19 protein-coding genes are annotated in these 17,707 nt (G+C 71.9%); 10 read left to right on the forward strand and 9 right to left on the reverse strand.

The genetic code is table 11. The annotated features are described in order from the left end of the window. Positions 1 to 115: 115 nt before the first annotated feature. Both BMY07_RS22805 and BMY07_RS22810 read left to right on the forward strand, forming a co-directional pair. Positions 116 to 1,531 (forward strand): sugar ABC transporter permease, encoded by a 1,416-nt coding sequence (locus BMY07_RS22805; protein ID WP_092782345.1) that lies wholly within the window; start codon positions 116 to 118, stop codon positions 1,529 to 1,531. Positions 1,532 to 1,556: 25 nt separating this feature from the next. Continuing rightward, the gene (locus BMY07_RS22810; protein ID WP_092782348.1) at positions 1,557 to 2,732 is read left to right on the forward strand and encodes an ROK family transcriptional regulator; all 1,176 of its coding nucleotides are present in this window, start codon (positions 1,557 to 1,559) and stop codon (positions 2,730 to 2,732) included. A 108-nt stretch (positions 2,733 to 2,840) separates the two neighbouring features. On the opposite strand, the gene BMY07_RS22815 is transcribed toward BMY07_RS22810, so the two are convergent. From BMY07_RS22815 to ppgK, 3 genes are all read right to left on the reverse strand, one after another. Then, entirely contained in the window at positions 2,841 to 3,023 is a 183-nt protein-coding gene (locus tag BMY07_RS22815; RefSeq protein ID WP_092782351.1) for a DUF7455 domain-containing protein, read from the reverse strand. Positions 3,024 to 3,485: 462 nt separating this feature from the next. Continuing rightward, a complete protein-coding gene (locus BMY07_RS22820; protein ID WP_092782354.1) occupies positions 3,486 to 4,778 on the reverse strand; it encodes an RNA polymerase sigma factor in 1,293 nt (430 codons plus the stop codon). Positions 4,779 to 4,968: 190 nt separating this feature from the next. Beyond that, positions 4,969 to 5,730, reverse strand: coding sequence for a polyphosphate--glucose phosphotransferase (gene ppgK, locus BMY07_RS22825; protein WP_092782357.1), 762 nt, complete (start codon positions 5,728 to 5,730; stop codon positions 4,969 to 4,971). Between the two features lie 75 nt (positions 5,731 to 5,805). On the opposite strand from ppgK, the gene BMY07_RS22830 reads away from it, so the two are divergent. Further along, entirely contained in the window at positions 5,806 to 6,591 is a 786-nt protein-coding gene (locus BMY07_RS22830) for an inositol monophosphatase family protein (protein ID WP_245782585.1), read from the forward strand. A gap of 22 nt (positions 6,592 to 6,613) precedes the next feature. On the opposite strand, the gene cei is transcribed toward BMY07_RS22830, so the two are convergent. Beyond that, on the reverse strand, positions 6,614 to 7,303 hold the full coding sequence (cei, locus tag BMY07_RS22835) for an envelope integrity protein Cei (RefSeq protein WP_245782586.1): 690 nt from the start codon (positions 7,301 to 7,303) through the stop codon (positions 6,614 to 6,616). 485 nt (positions 7,304 to 7,788) lie between these two features. Here cei and BMY07_RS22840 point away from each other — a divergent pair, with 485 nt between their 5' ends. Further along, on the forward strand, positions 7,789 to 8,097 hold the full coding sequence (locus BMY07_RS22840) for a DUF4193 domain-containing protein (protein WP_092782363.1): 309 nt from the start codon (positions 7,789 to 7,791) through the stop codon (positions 8,095 to 8,097). Between the two features lie 240 nt (positions 8,098 to 8,337). Here BMY07_RS22840 and BMY07_RS22845 read toward each other — a convergent pair whose 3' ends face one another. Beyond that, positions 8,338 to 8,862: a DUF3093 domain-containing protein gene (locus tag BMY07_RS22845; RefSeq protein WP_092782366.1), complete on the reverse strand. Its 525-nt coding sequence runs from the start codon at positions 8,860 to 8,862 to the stop codon at positions 8,338 to 8,340. 24 nt (positions 8,863 to 8,886) lie between these two features. Between BMY07_RS22845 and dut the strand changes: the two genes are divergently transcribed. Further along, positions 8,887 to 9,375, forward strand: coding sequence for a dUTP diphosphatase (gene dut, locus BMY07_RS22850; protein WP_092782369.1), 489 nt, complete (start codon positions 8,887 to 8,889; stop codon positions 9,373 to 9,375). Next, on the forward strand, positions 9,375 to 10,013 hold the full coding sequence (locus BMY07_RS22855) for a DUF3710 domain-containing protein (protein ID WP_092782372.1): 639 nt from the start codon (positions 9,375 to 9,377) through the stop codon (positions 10,011 to 10,013). The genes dut and BMY07_RS22855 overlap by 1 nt, the downstream gene beginning before the upstream one ends. A 47-nt stretch (positions 10,014 to 10,060) precedes the next feature. Here the strand turns inward: BMY07_RS22855 and BMY07_RS36075 are convergent, their stop codons facing one another. Next, a complete protein-coding gene (locus tag BMY07_RS36075; protein ID WP_342741553.1) occupies positions 10,061 to 10,501 on the reverse strand; it encodes a hypothetical protein in 441 nt (146 codons plus the stop codon). A gap of 368 nt (positions 10,502 to 10,869) precedes the next feature. On the opposite strand from BMY07_RS36075, the gene BMY07_RS22865 reads away from it, so the two are divergent. Next, a complete protein-coding gene (locus BMY07_RS22865) occupies positions 10,870 to 11,250 on the forward strand; it encodes an OB-fold nucleic acid binding domain-containing protein (protein ID WP_092782378.1) in 381 nt (126 codons plus the stop codon). Positions 11,251 to 11,263: 13 nt separating this feature from the next. Then, positions 11,264 to 12,031 carry a DUF3159 domain-containing protein gene (locus BMY07_RS22870; RefSeq protein WP_092782381.1) on the forward strand — a complete coding sequence of 256 codons (768 nt, stop codon included), beginning with the start codon at positions 11,264 to 11,266 and terminating at the stop codon, positions 12,029 to 12,031. Positions 12,032 to 12,170: 139 nt separating this feature from the next. Here BMY07_RS22870 and BMY07_RS22875 read toward each other — a convergent pair whose 3' ends face one another. Both BMY07_RS22875 and BMY07_RS22880 read right to left on the reverse strand, forming a co-directional pair. Next, positions 12,171 to 12,827: a potassium channel family protein gene (locus BMY07_RS22875; RefSeq protein ID WP_092782383.1), complete on the reverse strand. Its 657-nt coding sequence runs from the start codon at positions 12,825 to 12,827 to the stop codon at positions 12,171 to 12,173. Beyond that, complete coding sequence (locus BMY07_RS22880; protein ID WP_092782386.1) at positions 12,827 to 13,492, reverse strand: potassium channel family protein; 666 nt, start codon at positions 13,490 to 13,492, stop codon at positions 12,827 to 12,829. The genes BMY07_RS22875 and BMY07_RS22880 overlap by 1 nt, the downstream gene beginning before the upstream one ends. Before the next feature lie 124 nt (positions 13,493 to 13,616). Here BMY07_RS22880 and BMY07_RS22885 point away from each other — a divergent pair, with 124 nt between their 5' ends. Then, positions 13,617 to 15,620 carry an APC family permease gene (locus BMY07_RS22885; RefSeq protein ID WP_092782389.1) on the forward strand — a complete coding sequence of 668 codons (2,004 nt, stop codon included), beginning with the start codon at positions 13,617 to 13,619 and terminating at the stop codon, positions 15,618 to 15,620. After that, a complete protein-coding gene (locus BMY07_RS22890) occupies positions 15,617 to 16,849 on the forward strand; it encodes a class I SAM-dependent RNA methyltransferase (protein ID WP_092782392.1) in 1,233 nt (410 codons plus the stop codon). The genes BMY07_RS22885 and BMY07_RS22890 overlap by 4 nt, the downstream gene beginning before the upstream one ends. On the opposite strand, the gene BMY07_RS22895 is transcribed toward BMY07_RS22890, so the two are convergent. Further along, complete coding sequence (locus BMY07_RS22895; protein WP_092782395.1) at positions 16,846 to 17,577, reverse strand: hypothetical protein; 732 nt, start codon at positions 17,575 to 17,577, stop codon at positions 16,846 to 16,848. The genes BMY07_RS22890 and BMY07_RS22895 overlap by 4 nt on opposite strands. Positions 17,578 to 17,707 lie beyond the last annotated feature (130 nt).

The following is a 17,707-nucleotide window of genomic DNA, read 5'->3' on the forward strand; positions in this document are numbered from 1 at the left end:
GCCACCCGCCCTCCCTGCCCTGCCCTCTTGCCACCCGCCCTCCCTGCCCTGCCCTCTTGCCACCCGCCCTCCCTGCCCTGCCCTCTTGCCACCCGGAAGCCACGAGCGAGGAACCATGACCAGTACCGCCACCCCCCGCGGTGAGGGGGCCATCGCCGACTTCGGCATCGACACCACGGCGCAGTCCACCGGCGAGGCCGTGCGCGACTACGCCGCCCGGCTGCGCGGCGGCGACCTCGGCTCGCTGCCCGCGGTGCTCGGGCTGGCCGCGCTGGTCGTCGTGTTCTGGGTGCTGTCGGAGGGCTTCATGACCCTCGACAACACCGCCAACCTGCTGGCCCAGGGCGCGGGCAAGATGATCATCGCGATGGGGCTGGTGTTCGTCCTGCTCCTGGGCGAGATCGACCTGTCCGCGGGCACCGCGTCCGGGGTCTGCGCCGCGGTGATGGCCATGCACTACGTCCGGTCCGGCAATCTGCTCGGCGGCATGGGCAACACCGTGTTCTACGTCTTCGTCGGCGGCCTCGTCGTCGCCGCCCTGCTCGCGGTGCTGATGCGGATCTGGGCGGGCGCGGTCCTGGCGCTGGTGGCCATCGGCATCGCGCTGTCCGGCGCCGCCCCGAACCCGTGGCTGGAGATGCTGCTCGCGGTGTGCGTCGGCGCGGCCATCGGCGTCATCACCGGGTTCCTGGTCTCCAAGATCGGCATGCCGTCGTTCGTGGTGACGCTGGCGCTGTTCATCACCTGGCAGGGCGTCATCCTGCAGTTCATCGGCGACGGCGGCGTGTTCGGCATCGGCACCCAGCCGGTGCTGTTCGCCGTGGCCAACGGCAACATGTCCGTCGCGGGCAGTTGGGTGCTGTGCGGGGTCGCGGTCGGCGGCTACGCGCTGGTCGTGCTCGGCGAGCACCTGGGCAGGCTCGGCAGGGGGCTGGTCACCGCGCCCACCCCGATCGTGGTCGCCAAGATCGTCGCGGTCGCCGCCGTCGCCGTGCCCGCCACCTACGCGCTGACCCTCAACCGGTCCTCCAACGACTTCATCGTCATCCAGGGCGTCCCGTACGTGGTGCCGATCGTGCTCGTCCTGCTGGTCGCGGGCACCTACGTGCTCAACAGGACCCGCTACGGCAGGCACATCTACGCCGTCGGCGGCAACGCGGAGGCGGCCAGGCGCGCGGGCATCAACGTCGGCCACATCCGGGCCAGCGTGTTCGTCGTCGCCTCGGCCACCGCCGCGCTGGGCGCCATCGTCTACTCGTCCAAGGTGGGGTCGGTCGACCCGCAGGCCGGTGGCCTCAATACGCTGCTGTTCGCCGTCGGGGCGGCGGTCATCGGCGGTACCTCGCTGTTCGGCGGGCGCGGCAAGGTCTTCCACGCCGTGGTCGGCGGCCTGGTGCTCGCGGTGGTGGAGAACGGGTTGGGCCTGCTCAAGCAGCCCGCCGCCGTGGTGAACATCGTGACCGGGCTCGTACTGCTGCTCGCGGCCACCGTCGACGCGCTGTCGCGGCGCAGGGCGGCGCTGAGCAGGTAGGACGGTCGGCGGAGGGGCGAGCAAGGTGAGCAGCACACCCACCGCGGGCGCGCGCCCGGACGAGGTGCGCAGGCACAACCGCACCGCGCTGTTGCGCAGGCTGCACGTCGTCGGACCGTGCACCAGGGCGGCGCTGGCCACCGAGCTCGGCCTCAACCGCAGCACCATCAAGGCCCTGGTCGACGGGCTCGCCGAGTCCGGGGTGGTCGAGGAGCGCGTGCCCCGCGCCCGCTCCGGCGCCGGGCGGCCGTCGCTGCTGGTGCTGCCGCAGCCGCTGGCCGCGGTCGTGCTCGCGGTCGACATCCGGGTCGAGCAGGTCGCCATCGCGCTGGTCGGCCTCGGCGGGCAGCTGCTGGGCCGCGACAGCTGGAACCTGCGCGGCCGGGCCGGGGAACCCGCGGAGATCATCACCAGGATCATCGAGTCGACCAGGCTGCTGACCGAGGAGCTCGGCGTGCAGGTGGTCGGCGCGGGCGTCTCGGTCCCCGGCGTGGTCCGCCGCGGCGACGGGTACGTGCACGAGGCGCCCAACCTGAAGTGGACCGACGTCCCGCTCGGCGACCGGCTCACCGGCGCGTTCGGCGTCCCGGTCCGCGTCGCCAACGACGCCGAGATCGCCGCACTCGCCGAGCACCTGCGCGGCGCCGCCCGCGGCTCCCTCGACGCCGTCTACGTCTCGGCCGACATCGGCGTCGGCGGTGGTGTCATCTCCGACGGCACCACGCTGCGCGGCACCGCGGGCTACGTCGGCGAACTCGGCCACATCGTGGTCAACCCCGACGGCCGCGCCTGCTACTGCGGCAGCCACGGCTGCTGGGAGACCGAGGTCGGCGAACTCGCCCTGTGCCGCGCGCTCGACCTGCCGGAGCACTCCCCGCGCGGCATCGTCGTCGCCGAACTGCGCGCCCTGTCCACCGACCCCGACCGGGTCGCGGCCACCCTCGGCGACTTCACCCGCTGGCTCACCCTCGGGCTGATCACCATCGTCAACGTCTTCGGCCCCGAACTGGTCGTCCTCGGCGACCTGTTCACCGCCCTGCCCCCCGCCCTGGTCACCGACGTGGCCGCCGCCATCGCCGAGCGCAGCCTGGTCAGCAGGGCCATCGGCGGCACCAGGGTGGTCACCTCCACCATGGGCGCCGACGTCAAGCTCATCGGCGCCGCCGAACTCGCCTTCGAACCGGTGCTCGACCTGGTCTGACCCGTTCGGCCCCGGTCTTACCCCCCGGAACGCGGAAACGGGCGGGGCCCGTCGGCCCCGCCCGTTCCCGGTCGGTTCTGTCGTTGGAGTCGTGTCCGCCGGGGCTTCTCAGCCCTTCTGCAGCTCCGCGGCCATCTCGCGCAGCCTGTCCTCGTGCGCACGGGCGTGGTGCCCGCAGAACAGGAGCTCGCCTCCGGAGGGAAGTACGGCGCGGACCTGGGCCGCCGCTCCGCACCGGTCGCACCGGTCGGCCGCGGTCAGCTCGGGGCGGGTGAGCGTCGTAGTCGTCATGGGAGTTCTCCCTCCGTCCCGGCACCGGTGAGGCCCGGTGCCCTTTTCGGCTGCGGTCACGGAGGCGAACTCTCCGCCGTGGTCGCGCTTCCTACTCTTACAGACGCTCGAGCCTCCGGCAGTGTTCCCGCGCCCGTTCTCCGAGAGCGGGAACACGGATTAACCCGGATGGCCCAGAGCTACCTGGAATTTCGGCCCTACGCTGGGCTTCTCCCGGCGCAGAGTTGGTGCGTACCCGTCGTTCTGCCCTACGTCGTTCACCATCGGCGAACACGGAGCCAACCGTAGGAAAACCGCGAACGCCACACCTGAGTGTTGCCGGACAGCACTCCCGATGTCCACAGCCCACTCCAGGTAGCCGCACGACCCCCGCGAGCGACGACCGCCCCGCCCACAACGGCAAGGGGCCGCCCACTCGCGCGAGTGGGCAGCCCCTGGTGTCCGCTGGGTGTGGGTCGCGGTTTATTCGAGGTAGTCGCGCAGGACCTGGGAGCGCGAGGGGTGGCGGAGCTTGGACATGGTCTTGGACTCGATCTGGCGGATCCGCTCGCGGGTGACGCCGTAGACCTGGCCGATCTCGTCGAGGGTGCGGGGCTGGCCGTCGGTGAGGCCGAAGCGCAGCCGGACGACGCCCGCCTCGCGCTCGGACAGGGTGGCCAGGACCGACTGGAGCTGGTCCTGCAGGAGAGTGAAGGAGACCGCGTCGACGGCGACGACGGCCTCGGAGTCCTCGATGAAGTCGCCGAGCTGGCTGTCGCCCTCGTCGCCGATGGTCTGGTCGAGCGAGATGGGCTCCCGGGCGTACTGCTGGATCTCCAGCACCTTCTCCGGGGTGATGTCCATCTCCTTGGCGAGCTCCTCCGGGGTCGGCTCGCGGCCGAGGTCCTGGAGCAGTTCGCGCTGGATGCGACCGAGCTTGTTGATGACCTCGACCATGTGCACCGGGATGCGGATGGTGCGGGCCTGGTCGGCCATCGCGCGGGTGATCGCCTGGCGGATCCACCACGTCGCGTAGGTGGAGAACTTGTAGCCCTTGGTGTAGTCGAACTTCTCCACCGCGCGGATCAGCCCCAGGTTGCCCTCCTGGATCAGGTCCAGGAACGCCATGCCGCGGCCGGTGTAGCGCTTGGCCAGCGACACCACCAGGCGCAGGTTCGCCTCGAGCAGGTGGTTCTTGGCCCGCTCGCCGTCGCGCACGATCCACCGCAGGTCGCGGCGCATCTGCGGCTGGAGCTTCTCGTTCTCGTCCTCGGACTTGCGCACCCGCTCCGCGGCGTAGAGGCCTGCCTCGATCCGCTTGGCGAGCTCGACCTCCTCCTCGGCGTTGAGCAGGGCGACCTTGCCGATCTGCTTGAGGTACGCGCGGACCGAGTCGGCGGAGGCGGTGAGCTCGGCGTCCTTGCGGGCCTGCCGCAGCGCCTCGGACTCCTCCTCGTCCCAGACGAAGTCACCGTCCTTGCCCGACTCCTTGGGGTCCTTCTCCTCGGGTTCCTCGACGGGCTCCTCGACCGGCTCGACCTCGACCTCTTCCAGGTCGGACAGGTCGGGGTTCTCCAGGTCCTCGGGCTCCTCGCCCTCGGGCCCGTCGCCTGCCTTCTTGGGGCCGCCCTTGGCCGCGACGGCCTTCTTCGGGGCGCGCGCGCCAGCGGCCTTCTTGGCGGCGCCGGTGGTCTCTTCGTCCTCGGCGCCCTTGGTCGTCTTGGCGGCGCTGGCCGACGCCGTCGAGCGTCGGGTTGCGGTTCGTGCGGCTGCCACGTACGCCCTTTCACAACAGTCCATCGCGGCCGCGGCCTGAAATGGTGCGATGACCAGGCCGTTGCCGGGAGTTCGGGGGAGAGCCCTCTGGCTTGTTCCGCCGTGGGCCGTGTTCCATTGTAGCGACGTACGGCGTGTCCCCGGGAAACGCCAAGGCCGAAATGTCTCGACCGGTGTCGCGAAGGGGGTGCTACCCCGCTGTGACCTGGCGCGCGGCGTACGCGGCGCCCACGATCCCGGCGTCGTTGCGCAGCTCGGCGGCCACCACCTTGGTGCGCACCTTGAGCAGCGGGAGCCACTTGTCGGCCTTCTTGCTGACCCCGCCACCGGCGATGATCAGGTCGGGCCAGATCAGGTCCTCCAGCCCGGAGACGTACCGGCTCACCCGGTGCGCCCACTGCTCCCACGACAGGTCCTTCTCCTCCTTGACCGAGGCCGCCGCCCTGGTCTCGGCGTCGTGGCCGTCGATCTCCAGGTGCCCGAACTCGGTGTTGGGCACCAGCCGCCCGTCCAGGAACAGCGCGCTGCCGATGCCGGTGCCGAAGGTCAGCAGGACCACCACGCCGTCGCGGTCGTCGGTCCGGCCGTAGTTGATCTCGGCGATCCCGGCGGCGTCGGCGTCGTTGAGCACCACGACCTCGCTGTCGGCCCGGCCGAGCCGCTTGGCGAACAGCGCGGCGGCGTCGGTGCCGATCCAGCCCTTGTCGATGTTGGCCGCCGAGTGCGCGACCCCGCGCTTGACCACCGCGGGCAGCGTCACGCCCACCGGCCCGGTCCAGCCGAACCGCTCGACGATCTCGGCCACCACGTCGGCCACCGCGTCGGGCGTCGACGGCACCGGGGTCGGGATCCGCAGGCGGTCGCCGACCAGCGCGCCCGCGTCCAGGTCGACCTCGCACCCCTTGATGCCCGATCCGCCGATGTCCACGCCGAAGCCGCGGGCTGCACCCATCCCCGGTCCTCTCGTACTCGATTCAGTCCTTGGGCAGACCCTAGCCGCCGGGTCGGGGTGTGGTCGGATAGCCGGGTGCGTGACCTAGCTGAGATCGCGGTGGCCGTCGCCACCGAGGCGGGGGAGCTGGCCAAGTCCACCCGCGAGAACGCCATCCGCGACATCGACACCAAGAGCACCGGCACGGACGTGGTCACCGCCGCGGACAAGGCCGCCGAGGAGTTGATCCGGGACCGGCTCGCGGAACTCCGGCCGGGTGACGCCGTCCTGGGGGAGGAAGCTGGGGGCGCTACCGGATCCGGTGTCACCTGGGTTGTTGATCCCATCGACGGAACAGTGAACTACCTGTACGGCTACCCCTGGTACGCGGTCTCCGTGGCTGCCCAGATCGAGGGAGTCTCTGTCGCGGGCGCGGTCGTGGAGCCCGCGTCCGGCCGGACTTGGTGGGCGGCTCAAGGGGCTGGGGCGTGGCTCAACGGCGAGCGGTTGACCGTGTCGGCTCCGGTTGACCTGTCTGTCACGTTGATGGCCACGGGCTTCGCCTACTCCGCCGAACGTCGGCGCGCGCAAGCGGCCGCGGTCGCGAACCTGATCGGGACAATCCGGGACATCCGCCGCAACGGGTCGGCTGCCCTGGACCTCTGCGCGGTGGCCGCGGGGTGGGTCGACGCCTACTGCGAGCGCGGCTTGTCCCGCTGGGACTGGGCGGCGGGTGCCTTGATCGCGGCCGAGGCCGGTGCCGTGGTGGCGCTGCCGGGCGCGGCGGGCGAGCTGGGCGCCGACGCGATCTTCGCCGCCTCGCCCGCGATCGCCGAGCCGCTGCGGGCCGCGTTGGTCGAGGCCGGGATGGGCGCCTTCTAGCGGCGCGGCCGGGCCCGCCGGGTCAGCAGTTGACCTGGCGGGCGGACTCCAGCAGGGACTGGTCGATCGGGGCGGCGGTGGAGCCGTCGTTCTGCAGGCCGCCCTGGGTGTCGGGGTTGGCCTGGGACCACTCGGTCAGCTGCTCGAGCGCGCGCCGCGCGGCCGGGGTGGGCTGGAGGTGGTCGAAGCGCTTGCCCAGCGCCAGGTCGACGGTCGCGTCCTGGCGCTCGTCGCGGACCAGCTCGGCGCACGGGTCGACCAGGCTGAGGGTGCGGGCGACGCCCATGCCCTGCTGGCCGAAGCGGATCTGGGCGCGGCAGCCGAGGGTGCCGTTGGGGTACAGGGTGTCGTTGCCCGGTTCGCCGATCTGGGTGAAACCCAGGTCGCGCAGGGACTCGGTGACCGCGCCCGCCAGCCGGTTCTGGCCGCTGGCGTTGATCACCCGGACCAGGGCGCCCGGCGCCGGGCTCGGCGGGGTGCGGTCGAGCGCGTCGGTGGGCAACTGCTGGCCGAGCGTGGGCAGCGGCTGGCCCTCCACCGGGACCACGGTCGGCGGCGGGGCGCAGGCCTGGGCGGTGGTGACCGCGCCGTCGGACTGGATCACCCGCAGCCACACGATCCCGGCGACCAGCCCGAGCACCGCCATCAGGATCACCGCGGGCAGCGGCCGCCGCCTGCGGTAGCGCTGGGTCCTCAGACCGCCTGTCGACACGCGCGGACCCTCCCTACGGACCCCATGGCCCCACCCCCCTGGACGCGCGGCCCGGGTCGCACACCAGGGCCGTCAGACGTCGCTGCTCAGCCTATTCGTTTCGGCGCGGGACGCGGCACGGACCCGCCGGTGCGCTGGTGTGCCGCGCGCGACCGGTCGGTGGCGGGACGTCACCCCCGGGCATCGCACCACGCGCGACCGGCGCGGGGCAAGCGGGTTCGCCCGGTTCGCGACACGCCGGGCACCCGGTGTCACCACGGCGGACACCCCCAGCGGGGTGACGCTATGCGCGGCGCGGTCCGTCATGGGCTACCCTCTGCCCGCTCCAGTCGCCGAGGACGGCCTGCGGAATCGATTCCGACGGGCGGGCGGACCCGACGCGGCCTGCGAGACCTCCGTCACTCGGGTGGCGGGCACAAACCGGGGCGCTGGAACGTTGTCCAGCGGCACGACCCACATCCTGAAGGACCGCAGGGGTGAAATAGATGGCGACCGACTACGACGCACCACGGCGCAGCGAGGCCGACGATCTCGCGGAGGACTCCCTCGAGGAGCTCAAGGCGCGCCGCAACGAGAACCAGTCCGGAGTCGTGGACGTCGACGAGACCGACACCGCCGAGAGCTTCGAGCTGCCCGGTGCCGACCTCTCCGCGCTCTCCGGCGAGGACCTGACCGTCCGCGTGGTGCCGAAGCAGGCTGACGAGTTCACCTGCTCCAAGTGCTTCCTCGTGCACCACCGCAGCAGGCTGGCCGAGGACGACGGCGGCGTGTTCGTCTGCCGCGACTGCGCCTGAGACCGAGGACCTCGGTGCCCCGCGCGGGCACCGGGGGAGTTTGGGCTGGGGAACAGCCGGGTCGCCCGCGGATCCAGGGGCACCCGGCTGTTGCTGTCCCCAGGTTCGGCCCCGCCCGCGAGTCGACGGCGGGCACAGCCAAGAAAATGCCCTGAGCTGGGCCGCCGTGCCGGGCGGTTCAGCCCTCGGCGCGTTCAGTCCCGATGCGTTCAGTCCCCGACGCGTTCAGTCTCGGAGAGCTCAGCCTTCGGTGCGCTCGGCGCGGCCCGCGGCGATGGCCTCGGCCAGTTCCCGCGGCCGCCGGGTGCTGAACACCCAGTACGGGGTCGGGTCGTCCGGGTCGGTCACCCGCACCCGCAGCAGCGGGCGCACCCAGCCGCGGTGCAGCAGGAACGCGGCCGGGTCCAGGTTCGGCCCGAGCACCTTGCGCTTGGCGGCCGCCTGCCCGCTCGCCCCGGCCACGTCGAAGACCTCGACCTCGCCCGCGTGCTCCAGCGGCAGGTGCGCGTCGCCGACCCACAGCTCGCCGTCGGCGACGGCGACCCTGGTCGTGCCCGCGCGCAGGATCAGCACCAGCGTCAGCGGGATGATCACCAGGTACGGCAGCCAGGCCCGCACGCCCGGGTGGCCCATGTGGATCTCGGCGGCCAGCAGCGTCGCGGCGACCAGCGGCAACGGCCACCAGTACCAGGTGACGTACAGCCGTTCCCGGTAGGCGGCGCGCGGTGGCGCCGCGGTGGCTGCCGTGCCTGAGGTGTCGGTCACGGGCCCAGGGTAGTCTCGCCGCTCGTGCCCAGCGTGGAGGTCCTGCTCACCCGTACCGACCCCGGAGTCCCCATCCCGGCCTACGCCAGGCCGGGTGACGCCGGGGCCGACCTGGTGACCACATCGGACGTGGTCATCGCGCCGGGGGAGCGGGTGGTGGTGGGCACCGGGATCGCGATCGCGCTGCCGGAGGGCCACGCCGGGTTCGTGCACCCGCGCTCCGGGCTGGCCGCGAGGCTGGGGCTGAGCGTGGTCAACACCCCGGGCACCATCGACGCGGGCTACCGCGGCGAGATCAAAGTCTGTTTGATCAACCATGACCCGCGCGAGTCCATCGCGCTGCGCCGGGGCGACCGGATCGCGCAGCTGGTGGTGCAGCGGGTCGAGCACGCGGTGTTCCGCGAGGTCGACGCGCTGGGCGGCTCCCAGCGCGGCGACGGCGGGTACGGGTCGACCGGCGGGCACGACGTGCTCGCGGGTTCGGCGGTGTCGGGAAACGCGACGGAGGAGTAGTGGGACTGTTCGGGCGCGGTAGACGCGGGCGCGACGAGGACGTCGAGGTCGGCGCCATCACCGATGAGGACGACGTTGACCTGCCGGTCGCGGTCGAGGCACCGGACGGCCCCTACGACGAGGCCGACGCCCCCGACGACGACTTCCCCCGGCTCGACCTGGGCTCGGTCCGGGTCCCGGTGCCCGACGGCGCCCAGCTCCAGGTGGAGATGGACCCGTCCGGCTCGGTCCGGGCGGTGCACGTGCTGACCCCGGTCGGCCAGGTGACCCTCAACGCCTACGCCGCGCCCCGCTCCGGTGGGCTGTGGCGCGAGGTGTGCGGTGAGCTGGCCGAGCAGCTGCGCGGTGACGGGGCCACGGTCCGCAGCCACGCCGGCGACTGGGGCCAGGAGCTCAGCGCCTCCCTCGGCGAGATGAGCCTGCGCTTCGTGGGGGTCGACGGCCCCCGCTGGATGCTGCGCGGCGTGGTCGCCGGTCCCCCTGAGCTGGCCGACACCAGCGCGGCCGCCCTGCGCGAGCTGGTCCGCAACTCCGTCGTGGTGCGCGGCCAGCAGCCGATGCCGGTGCGCACCCCGCTGCAGATCGACCTGCCCAAGGCGATCGCCGAGCACATCGCGGCCCAGCAGCCCGGCGAGTAGCCCTCCCGGCGGGCGCGCGGCCTCGACCGGCGGCGCGCCCGACCGGGTCAGCGGGTGAACCGGGCCCGGAGCCAGGCCAGCACGGCGGCGCGGCCGAGGGATTCGCGGTCCGCGCCGAGCGCGGCGAGCGTGGTGGTGCCCAGGTGGGCTCGCGGGAGCGCGTCGACCCACGTTCGGGCGATCTCGGACGGGTGAATCGGGTCGTCCGTGCAGCACGCCACCCCGGCCGGGACGTCCAGGGACGCCAGGTCGGCCGCGGTCGGCGCGGGCTGGTCGGCCGCCACCACCAAGGAGTCGGCCAACCCGGCGCCATAGGTGGGCCACGCGCGGGACAGCTCCGCGGCCAGCCACGGGTCCACCCCGGCAACGGCGGCCGCCAATGCCGTCTCAGTACCTCTAGCGCGCACGTCAGCAGCGCTGTACCGCGCCGCGACGGCCGCAGGAGCGTTGCCAGGTTCACCGGTCCAGGCAGGTAGCGCTAGCAGCAAACCAGTGCACCGCTCGGGATTTCGAGCCGCCCACAAAGCCGCCAGGTGCGCGCCGAGGGAAATACCGCCGACCAAGACCGGGCCTGTTGTGGCGTTCAGCGCCTCTAGATGGCCTCTGACCAGGTCTTTCCCCGGTCGCGGATCAGGAGTACGCAGGGTTACGCCAACAGCGGCGAGAGGTCCGGCGAAAACGGACCGAACGAACATCGCGTCCGATCCGGTACCCGGTAGTAGTACCGCCATTAGCGGCTGGGTCACACTCACGCCGCGATCCTTGTCCAGTGACCACCCGGCGCGGTTACGCTGATTCGGCATGGGCCGCGAAAAAGGTTGTCGGGGACGGCCCCCTCACGGGAGAAGACTGCGCTATGGCCACCAAGGGGGACGGATATTGGCACCGTCTCGTCAAGCGGCTCACGGTCGACGTGGACCAGCTCGACGCGGACGACCTGTCCACGCACGCCGAGGCCCAGGGTGCCAGGCGGGCCTGCGACTGCCGATCCGGTGAGGAGGTCACGGTGTTCGGCCGGTTACGCACCGTCGAGCTGTGCCCGAGGGACGCCGCGGCCACGCTGGAGGCGGAGCTGTTCGACGGGACCGAGGGCGTGACACTAGTGTGGCTCGGGCGTCGCCGTATCCCGGGCATCGAGCCTGGCCGGACCGTCAAGGCCCAGGGCAGGATCGCGGTCAGGGACGGGCGCAAGGTGCTCTACAACCCGTACTACGAGCTGCAGACCACGGCTCCCTGACGAAACCGGTGCCATGACCAACCCGGCCGCACATGCCAACGGTTCGGGTGATCCCGACCGTCGCGACGACCTCGACGAGCAGCGGGACCCCGGCGAGCGGGGCACCGAGGAGACCGAGGAGTCGCAGCCCACGCTGCTGGAGCAGATGGGCGGCATCAGCGGGCTGATCTACTCGTCGCTGCCGGTCCTGGTGTTCGTGCTGGCCAACCAGCTCGGCGGGCTGACCGTCGGCATCTGGAGCGCGCTGGGCAGCGCCGTGCTGATCACCGTCGTCCGGGTGGTCCGCAAGGAGCCGCTGCAGCCCGCGATCTCCGGGTTCTTCGGCGTCGGCATCGCCGCGTTCATCGCCTACCAGACCGGGTCGGCGAAGGGGTTCTTCCTCTTCGGCATCTGGACGAGCCTGGTCTACGGCGGGGTGTTCGCCCTGTCCATCCTGTTCCGGTGGCCGCTCGTCGGCGTCATCTGGTCCAGTTTGAACGGGCACGGTCAGGGCTGGCGCAAGGACAAGAAGTCGGTCTTCGCCTATGACCTCGCGACGGCCACCTTCGTGCTCATCTTCGCTGCCCGCTACGTGGTGCAGAAATGGCTCTACGACGAGGACCTCACGGGCTGGCTCGCCGCCGCCCGCCTGGCGATGGGGTACCCGCTGTTCGCGGTGGCCCTCGTGGTCACGGTGTGGGCGGTCCGCAAGGCCAAGCTCCGGCAGGAAGAGCTGGAGCAGACCGAGTCTGTCGACGACGAAACCGTCGAGGCAGCCCTACGCGCGAAGTACTCGGACTGACTTCTCCCGCCACCCGCCCCCTCGTCCCCGCCCGGCACGGTTCCCGACTTGGTCGGTCGGCTCGCCCAAGACGTCCCCGACCCGGTCGCCGGGAACGATGCCGGGTGGGGACGAGGGCGGGTGGCGGGAGGAATGAACCTCAGTGCCCTAGTGCCTTGCGGATCTCGCCCTCTACCTGCGCGGATGCCACGAACAGCAGCTCGTCGCCGCCCTCCAGGGGGTCGTCCGGCTGCGGCACGATCACCCGGCCGCCGCGCAGGATCGTCACCAGGGCGGCGTCGCGGGGCAGCTTCACGTCCCGCACCGGTCGGCCTGCCCACGGCGTGTCGTCCGGCAGGGTCATCTCGACCAGGTTGGCCTGACCCTGCCGCAGCGTCAGCAGCTGCACGAGCCCGCCAACGCTGACGGCTTCCTCGACCATCGCGGCCAAGACCCTCGGTGTCGACACGGCGACGTCAACGCCCCACGCGCTGGTGAACAGCCACTCGTTGCTCGGGTCGTTGACCCTGGCCACGACGCGTTTGACCGCGAACACGGTCTTGGCCAGCAGCGACACCACCAGGTTCACCTTGTCGTCGCCGGTGGCGGCGATGACGCAGTCGCACAGCTGCACGCCCGCGTCCTCCAGCGAGGCCAGCTCGCAGGCGTCGGCGAGCACCCACTCGGCCTGCTCGACGGTGTGCGGCTCGAACTGGGTGGCCTCGCGCTCGATGAGCATGACCTGGTGGTCCCCGCCCACCAGCTCCGCGGCGATGGAGCGGCCTACCGCGCCCGCTCCGGCGATGGCGACGCGCATCAGTTGCTCTCCTCGGGTGCCTGTGCCGCTGCCGCGGTGACGTCGCTGAGGGTGCCGGACAGGGCAGCGACGTAGACGTGGTCGTCGGACTGGATGACGGTCTTGGCGACCGGCAGCACGGCGGTGCCGAACCGCATCACGAACGCGACCCGGCAGCCGGTCGCGCCCTGGAACTCCTTGACCGTGTGGCCGATCCAGTCCTCGTGGTAGGGCACCTGCAGCACCGCGACCCGGCCGGTGGGGTCGCGCCACGCGGAGGCGACCCCGTCGGGCAGCAGCGTGCGCAGCAGCCGGTCGGTCGTCCACGGCACGGTCGCCACGGTCGGGATGCCGAGGCGCTCGTAGACCTCGGCCCGCTTGGGGTCGTAGATGCGGGCCACCACGTGCTCCACGCCGAAGGTCTCCCTGGCCACCCTGGCGGAGATGATGTTGGAGTTGTCGCCGCTGGACACCGCCGCGAACGCCCCGGCCCGCTCGATGCCCGCCTCGATGAGCACCTGCCGGTCGAACCCGGTGCCCACGACCTGCTGGCCGTGGTAGTCCGAGCCGAGCCTGCGGAAGGCCTGCGCGTCCTTGTCGATCACCGCGACGCTGTGGTCGAGCCGCTCCAGGGCCGCGGCCATCATGGCCCCGACCCGGCCGCAGCCCATGATCACCACGTGCACGCCAACCGCCTCCTCGCTCCGGTGAACCCGATCGGCACCCACCGCGGGTGATGCTGCCCGATCGTGGACGAACCTACCGGTGGGTGCGCCGGATCGGTGATGTGACCGCCTACGCTGTGCGTCCGTGTCCAAGTTCTCCACGGCGGCGAAACGACTGGTGGTCGGGCGTCCGTTCCGCAGCGACCGGCTGGCGCACACGCTGCTGCCCAAGCGCATCGCGCTCCCGGTCTTCGCCTCCGACGCGATGTCGTCGGTCGCCTACGCGCCGGAAGAGATCTTCCTCATGCTCTCGGTGGCCGGGCTCTCGGCGTACACCTTCGCGCCCTGGGTCGGCGTGGTGGTCGTCGTCGTGATGCTCACCGTGGTCGCCAGCTACCGGCAGAACGTGCGCGCGTACCCCTCCGGCGGCGGTGACTACGAGGTCGCCACGGTCAACCTGGGCAAGCAGGCAGGGCTGACGGTGGCCAGCGCGCTGCTGGTCGACTACGTGCTCACGGTGGCCGTGTCCATCGCCTCCGCCGCGGCCAACATCGGGTCCGCGGTCCCGTTCGTGGCCACCCACAAGGTGGAGTTCGCCGTGGTGGCGATCGTGGTGCTCACCGCGATCAACCTGCGCGGCATCCGCGAGTCCGGCGCCGCGTTCGCGGTCCCGACCTACGCGTTCATGGCGGGCATCGTCCTGATGATCGGGTTCGGCCTGTTCCGCGGCCTGGTGCTCGGCGAGGACATGCGCGCCGAGAGCGCCGACCTGCAGATCAACGCCGAGCACGGCGAGCTGGCAGGCCTGGCGCTGGTGTTCCTGGTGCTGCGCGCGTTCTCCTCCGGCTGCGCCGCGCTGACCGGCGTCGAGGCCATCAGCAACGGCGTGCCCGCCTTCCGCAAGCCCAAGTCGAAGAACGCGGCGACCACGCTGCTGCTCATGGGCGGCATCGCGGTGGTCATGCTGATGGGCCTGATCGTGCTGGCCCAGCTCACCCAGGTCCGGGTGGCCGAGGACCCGGCGACGCAGCTGGTCAACGCCCCGCCCGGCTACGAGCAGAAGACGATGGTCGCCCAGATCGCGGGCGCGGTGTTCGACGGCTTCCCGGTCGGGTTCTTCTTCATCACCATCGTCACCGCGCTGATCCTCGTGCTGGCCGCCAACACCGCGTTCAACGGCTTCCCGGTGCTCGGCTCGATCCTGGCCCAGGACCGCTACCTGCCCCGCCAGCTGCACACCCGGGGCGACCGGCTGGCCTTCTCCAACGGCATCATCGGCCTGGCCGGGTTCGCGATCGTGCTGGTCATCGCCTTCGACGCCGAGGTGACCCGGCTCATCCAGCTCTACATCGTCGGGGTGTTCGTCTCGTTCACGATGAGCCAGACCGGCATGATCCGGCACTGGAACCGCAAGCTGGCAGGCGAGACCGACCCGGTCGAGCGGCGCAGGATGCGCCGGGCGCAGGCCATCAACGCCTTCGGCCTGGCGATGACCGGCTCGGTGCTGGTGGTGGTGCTGATCACCAAGTTCCTGCTGGGCGCCTGGATCGCGATCGCCGCGATGGCGGGTATCTACCTGGTGATGACCGGCATCCGCAGGCACTACGACCGGGTGGCCGCCGAGCTGGCCCGTGCCGAGGAAGAGGGCCCGTTCGTGCTGCCCTCCCGGATCCACACGATCGTGCTGGTCTCCAAGCTGCACCTGCCGACCCGCCGGGCGCTGGCCTACGCGCGGGCCACCCGGCCGGACGTGCTGGAGGCCATCACCGTCAACGTGGACGACGTGGACACGAAGAAGCTCGTGGCCGAGTGGGACAAGGAGCGGTTCTCGGTGCCGCTGAAGGTCATCGAGTCGCCCTACCGGGAGATCACCAAACCGGTGCTCGACTACGTCAAGAGGATCCGTACGGACAACCCGCGCGACGTCGTCACGGTGTTCATCCCCGAGTACGTCGTCGGCCGCTGGTGGGAGCAGGTCCTGCACAACCAGAGCGCGCTGCGGCTCAAGGGCAGGCTCTTGTTCCAGCCAGGCGTGATGGTGACAAGCGTGCCGTGGCAGTTGGCGTCGTCGGAGAAGGTCGCCGAGCGCGACCTGATCGCTCCCGGCGCCATCCGCCGCGGCCTTACCGGTAAGGACGCACCGAAATGACCAGCGGGACAGTGGCGGATTGGACCGGGCGCCGGTTCGAGGTCGAGGTCGGCGCGGTGGCCCACGGCGGCCACTGCGTGGCCAGGGCCGAGGGCCGGGTCGTGTTCGTCCGGCACGCGCTGCCGGGGGAGCGGGTGGTCGTCGCCATCACCGAGGACAAGGGCGGCTCGTTCTGCCGGGGTGACGCCGTCGAGGTGCTGTCGGCCTCGCCGGAGCGCGTCGACCCGCCGTGCCCGCTGGCGGCGCCCGGGGGCTGCGGCGGGTGCGACTGGCAGCACGCCTCGGCCGACGAGCAGCGCAGGCTCAAGGCCGCGGTCGTCGTCGATCAGCTCGAACGCCTGGCCGGGGTGCGGTGGGACGTCGAGGTCGAGGGGTTGGCGGGGGGCCTTGAGCACTGGCGCACCCGGACCCGGCTCGCGGTGGACCGCTCGGGACGCGTGGGGTTCCGCGCGCACCGTAGCCACAAGATCGTGCCGGTCGCGGACTGCGTGATCGCCGCTCCCGGCACCGTGGACGTCCTCGCCGGGCAGGAATGGACTCCTGGCGCGGAGCTAGAGGTGTCGGTTGACGCCACCGGCCGTACCCACGCCAGCGAGCTCCTGCCGGACAAGGGGCGGCTGCGCAGCGGTAAGCCTGTCTTGCGCCCGCACCGGGTGTTGGGGTCGTCGGTCGCCGTGGAGCAGGCCGCCCGCCGGGAATGGCGGTTGGACGCGCACGGGTTCTGGCAGGTCCACCCGGACGCCGCTGACGTGCTCGCCGAGGTGGTCGCGGAGTGGACCGGTCTTGCCGAGGGTGGCGCTGCCTGGGACCTCTATGCCGGTGTCGGACTGTTCGCGGCCGTCCTGGCCGGGCAGGTAGGCGAAGACGGCACGGTCGTCGCGGTGGAGTCGTCGCGTCGGGCAGCCGAGGACGGCGCGGAGAACCTGGCCGACCTTCCGCAGGTCCGGGTGTTCGCGGGCAAGGTCGAGGACGTCCTCGCTGACGGCGACCTGCCCGCTCCTGACGTGGTCGTCCTCGACCCGCCGCGCAAGGGCGCGGGGCGCTCGGTCGTGGACGCCATCGCGGCCCGTGAGCCCGCTCGTGTTGTCTATGTGGCCTGCGACCCCGCCGCTCTGGCCCGCGATGTGGCTACCTTCGCCGACCACGGCTACACCCTGACGAAGCTGCGAGCCTTCGACACGTTCCCCATGACCCACCACGTGGAGTGCGTGGCGCTGCTCCAGCGCTAGCGGCCGTTGTTGTCCACTGGCCCGGGTGGACCGAACGGGCGCGGTCCACTCGCCGGTGGCCGACCCGGGCCTGCCGCGTGCCTGCCCGGTCCACCTGACGGTGCCGGGTTCTCCCACGGCGGTGGGGGGGCCGCGTGTCGGCCGCCCTGCGGTCCGTACGGCGGGGTCTGCTGCACGGGCGGGCCCTGGGGTGGCTGGGCGGCTGGCTGTCCGCCCGGTGGTGTCGCCGGTGGTAGCGGGATGCCGTGCGGTGGTGTGCCCGCCGACTGGGTCTCCGCGGAGATGGCCGGGGGCATGCCCGCGCGGGCCCGGAACCAGTCGGGGATGAACTCCTCCGAGCGCGGGAACGAGCGCAGCTCGTCGACGAACCCGACCGGCGGCGGCACCCGGCGCCAGGTCGGCTCCACGTCCGGGTCGAACTCGCAGGCGAAGGTCCCCGGCGGCTCGATCTCGTAGACCGCGCCGATCCAGGTGCCCCGGCCGGGCCGGTACATGCCCGCGCGCAGCCTGGCCAGGCCGTCGACCACCTCGGCAGGCGGCCGCACCGGGCGCGCCACCCCGTCCGGGCCGGTCACCAGCAGGTCCGCCTCGACGTGCCGCCCGACCGAGCGGTACTCCGCGCGCACCCTGGTCCAGCCCTGGCCCGCGGCGCGCACCATCTCCCTGCCGACCGCCTTGGTCATCCTGTCCAGCTCGGCCTGCGCCACGACGGGCTCCACCCCGGTCACGCCGCGCCCCCCGCCGCTGCCGGTACCAACACCGCCCATGTGCTCGCGGTAGCCAGTGTCCCCGCAGTAGCTGATGTCACCAAAGACACAGCAGAAGCCCAGCCCACCGGTCGGTTCCCCCTGTCCAGCC

The organism is Actinokineospora terrae, assembly GCF_900111175.1.
GTDB lineage: Bacteria > Actinomycetota > Actinomycetes > Mycobacteriales > Pseudonocardiaceae > Actinokineospora > Actinokineospora terrae.

Excerpts from the sequence above, each read along its gene's own strand:
- BMY07_RS22805 (WP_092782345.1), top strand. The coding sequence starts at position 116 with ATGACCAGTACCGCCACCCCCCGCGGTGAGGGGGCCATCGCCGACTTC.
- BMY07_RS22815 (WP_092782351.1), bottom strand. The coding sequence starts at position 3,023 with ATGACGACTACGACGCTCACCCGCCCCGAGCTGACCGCGGCCGACCGG.
- ppgK (WP_092782357.1), bottom strand. The coding sequence starts at position 5,730 with ATGGGTGCAGCCCGCGGCTTCGGCGTGGACATCGGCGGATCGGGCATC.
- BMY07_RS22840 (WP_092782363.1), top strand. The coding sequence starts at position 7,789 with ATGGCGACCGACTACGACGCACCACGGCGCAGCGAGGCCGACGATCTC.
- BMY07_RS22865 (WP_092782378.1), top strand. The coding sequence starts at position 10,870 with ATGGCCACCAAGGGGGACGGATATTGGCACCGTCTCGTCAAGCGGCTC.
- BMY07_RS22870 (WP_092782381.1), top strand. The coding sequence starts at position 11,264 with ATGACCAACCCGGCCGCACATGCCAACGGTTCGGGTGATCCCGACCGT.
- BMY07_RS22875 (WP_092782383.1), bottom strand. The coding sequence starts at position 12,827 with ATGCGCGTCGCCATCGCCGGAGCGGGCGCGGTAGGCCGCTCCATCGCC.
- BMY07_RS22890 (WP_092782392.1), top strand. The coding sequence starts at position 15,617 with ATGACCAGCGGGACAGTGGCGGATTGGACCGGGCGCCGGTTCGAGGTC.